A 2,754-nucleotide genomic window follows, 5' to 3' on the forward strand; every position below is an offset into this window, starting at 1 on the left:
GCCAGCTCGCCGGCGACAAGGTCACGGTCCGCACCGCCGGATCCGCCCCTGCGGCCGAGGTCCGCTCGGCGATCGTGACCGCGTTGGACGAGATCGGCATCACCCTCGGCAACGAGTTCCCCAAGCCACTCACCGACGAGACCGTCAAGGCGGCGGACGTCGTGGTCACGATGGGCTGCGGCGACGCCTGCCCGGTCTATCCCGGACGCCGCTACCTCGACTGGGATCTCGACGACCCGGTCGGCAAGCCGCTCAGCGTGATCCGTGAGATCCGCGACGACATCGACCAGCGCGTCCGCGGTCTGCTTGCCGAACTCATTGGCGCATCCGTCACGTAATCCATAGATGATGGTCTATGCTTTCTGGTGAGAGGAAGCGAGACCCGTCATGAATGAGAAGCCCACCGTCCTGTTCGTCTGCGTCCATAACGCCGGCCGCTCGCAGATGGCCGCCGGCTACCTGCAGTCCTTCGCCGGAGATCGGGTCGAGGTGCTCTCGGCGGGGTCCGCACCGAAGGACCAGATCAATCCGGTCGCCGTCGACGCGATGGCCGAAGAGGGCATCGACATCGCCGGCGGCACCCCGAAGCTGCTCACCGTCGACGCCGTCCACGAGTCCGACGTCGTGATCACGATGGGCTGCGGCGACGCCTGCCCGATCTTCCCCGGCAAGCGTTACGAGGACTGGGAACTCGACGACCCCGCAGGTCAGGGCATCGACGCGGTCCGGCCCATCCGCGACGAGATCCGCGCCCGCGTCGAGACCCTGATCGCCGAGCTGCTCCCCGCCGGGCGGGCGGCATGAACGCGCATCGCGGCCAGGACGGGCTCCTCTCGCCGGATTTGGTGCTGCACCGCGCCGCCGAACGGCTCGCACACCAGTTCACCGGGACGGTCAACGAGGAGACCGTCGAGCGGGTCGTGTTCGAGTCCTACACCGCCCTGGCCCGCACCGCCGCCGTCACCACCCACCTACCCACAGTCGCGGAGAAGTTCGCCCGCGACCGGCTCACGGCCGCGAGCTGACCGACGAAGAGATCGTCTCGATCCTGCGCAACTGGACGGGTGGCGACCTGGGGTCGATCGCCCTCTGCACGGGCGTGATTCTGACCTACCTCGCCGACCACTCGCACGTGCAAGCCCGGCTGCGCTCCGGAGTGTCCGATCGGGAGTTCAACGCGATCCTCGATGAGATCCTGCGAATTGATGATCCCTTCGTGGCTAACCGACGCATCACCACCGAGCCCGTCACGGTCGGCGGCCGTGAGCTTCCGGCTTCTCGAACGCCTCTTCCCTCAAATCACACGGGTGCTCAAAATCAACCAACTCGAGACCATCACCGACGACGTCATCGAAGCGGCCGCCAGCATCCTCGTCATCGGCAACTAACGCCACCAAGCGATCACAGAAAACCGCCAACTAGCGATCAGATCCACAATCGCGAGCCGCCTCGAACGCCGTCTCGTCGCCATGGGGATAACGACGATCGCGGACCTGGCGGCCGCGGATCCTGTTCAGATCCGCAAGGCGTTCAATGTCGTCGTGATGAGAATCGCGCTCGAGCTGCGCGGCATCCCATCCATCACCGCGGAGGAGGACCGCACCGGGAAGAAGGAGCAGCTGATCGTGTCGCGGTCGTTCTCGGAGAAGATCACCTCACGCGCTGGCACGGGAGATCTCGGGGAGGATCGACTCGACCACGGCTGTGGCCACGGTGGCCGGGTCGTGGCCCACGAGCCCCAGCAGCACCGCCCTGTCGGTGTTGTGCCCGCGTCCGGTGGCGCCCAGGGAACCCAGCAGGTCCACGGTCAGCCGGTGGATGTGGGGAGAACCCAGGTCGGCGAGTTCGGCTGCGAAGGCCAGACCCGCCCGCATGGGGCCCACCGCGTGGGAGGAGGAGGGACCGATGCCGATGCGGAAGAGGTCGAAGACCGACAGGGGGTGCGGCGCGTCCGCGGCTGCGACCTGACCCGCGACGAGGGCGGCCGGGGTGGGTTGGTCGGCACCGTGGTGCTCAGGGGTCTGCCGGTGGAGGGGCGCGGGATGCAGATCCATGGCCACCATTGTGTCCCTCCCCGGGACTCAGTGACGGGGGCGGTGGGGGCGGCGCAGCCGTGCAGAGCGGATCAGGGCGCACGGGGCCCGGGTCCTTGACGCGGCCGTGAGGAATGGGGCTCCGGCGGATCAGGATGCGTGGGGGTCCAGGAGTTCCTTCAACACGGTGGCCTCGGAGATGTCGGAGCGTTTCGCGGCGGTGAGCAGCGTGAGGGGACCGGCTGCTGCCCGTTGCCGCAGGTCCGCGAGCGCGTCGGCATGGTCGGGACCACGGAGCTCCTCCAGGTAGCGGCGGCGGAACTCCGGGTACTTCGCCGGATCGTGGGCGTACCACCGACGCAACTCGGGTGAGGGGGCGACCTGTTTGCACCACTCGTCCAGATGGGCGCGCACCTTGCTCATGCCGCGCGGCCACAGACGGTCCACCAGGACACGGTCCCCGTCAGCGGGGTCGGGGTCCTCGTAGATCCTGCGCACCCGGACCTGCGGCCGCTCCACGGCCTGGTCAACCTCTTCGGGTCCCCCCTGTTCCGACACGTCCCTCCCCCTCCTTCTCCCGCCGAAGTCCGTCCTCGGGTCTGATGCAGGAACAGGTGACTGTTCTGGTCAGGCCGCGAGGGCCAGTTCTTCGTTCATGATGGTCTCGAACTCGACCGGCGTCAATCGACCCAGGCGGACCTGTCGACGTCGCCGGTGGTAG

The 2,754-nt window shown here is 67.8% G+C and carries 4 protein-coding genes and 2 pseudogenes; 4 read left to right on the forward strand and 2 right to left on the reverse strand.

Going from position 1 to position 2,754, the window contains the following annotated elements:
- The 4 genes and pseudogenes from KZA10_RS11560 to KZA10_RS11575 all read left to right on the forward strand — a co-directional run.
- Positions 1-338: pseudogene (locus tag KZA10_RS11560) on the forward strand (hypothetical protein); the annotation flags it as partial.
- Positions 339-387: 49 nt separating this feature from the next.
- Positions 388-804 carry an arsenate reductase ArsC gene (locus KZA10_RS11565; RefSeq protein ID WP_218682955.1) on the forward strand — a complete coding sequence of 139 codons (417 nt, stop codon included), beginning with the start codon at positions 388-390 and terminating at the stop codon, positions 802-804.
- On the forward strand, positions 801-1,025 hold the full coding sequence (locus tag KZA10_RS11570) for a three-helix bundle dimerization domain-containing protein (RefSeq protein ID WP_174799595.1): 225 nt from the start codon (positions 801-803) through the stop codon (positions 1,023-1,025). The genes KZA10_RS11565 and KZA10_RS11570 overlap by 4 nt, the downstream gene beginning before the upstream one ends.
- Before the next feature lie 186 nt (positions 1,026-1,211).
- A pseudogene (locus KZA10_RS11575) lies at positions 1,212-1,388 on the forward strand (ATP-binding protein); the annotation flags it as partial.
- A 267-nt stretch (positions 1,389-1,655) separates the two neighbouring features.
- Here the strand turns inward: KZA10_RS11575 and KZA10_RS11580 are convergent.
- Together KZA10_RS11580 and KZA10_RS11585 are read right to left on the reverse strand one after the other, a co-directional pair.
- Entirely contained in the window at positions 1,656-2,054 is a 399-nt protein-coding gene (locus KZA10_RS11580; RefSeq protein ID WP_218682956.1) for a serine dehydratase beta chain, read from the reverse strand.
- 129 nt (positions 2,055-2,183) lie between these two features.
- A complete protein-coding gene (locus KZA10_RS11585; protein WP_229661512.1) occupies positions 2,184-2,591 on the reverse strand; it encodes a DUF488 domain-containing protein in 408 nt (135 codons plus the stop codon).
- Positions 2,592-2,754 lie beyond the last annotated feature (163 nt).

Source organism: Microbacterium sp. BF1 (assembly GCF_019279095.1).
Classification (GTDB): Bacteria; Actinomycetota; Actinomycetes; order Actinomycetales; family Microbacteriaceae; genus Microbacterium; species Microbacterium maritypicum.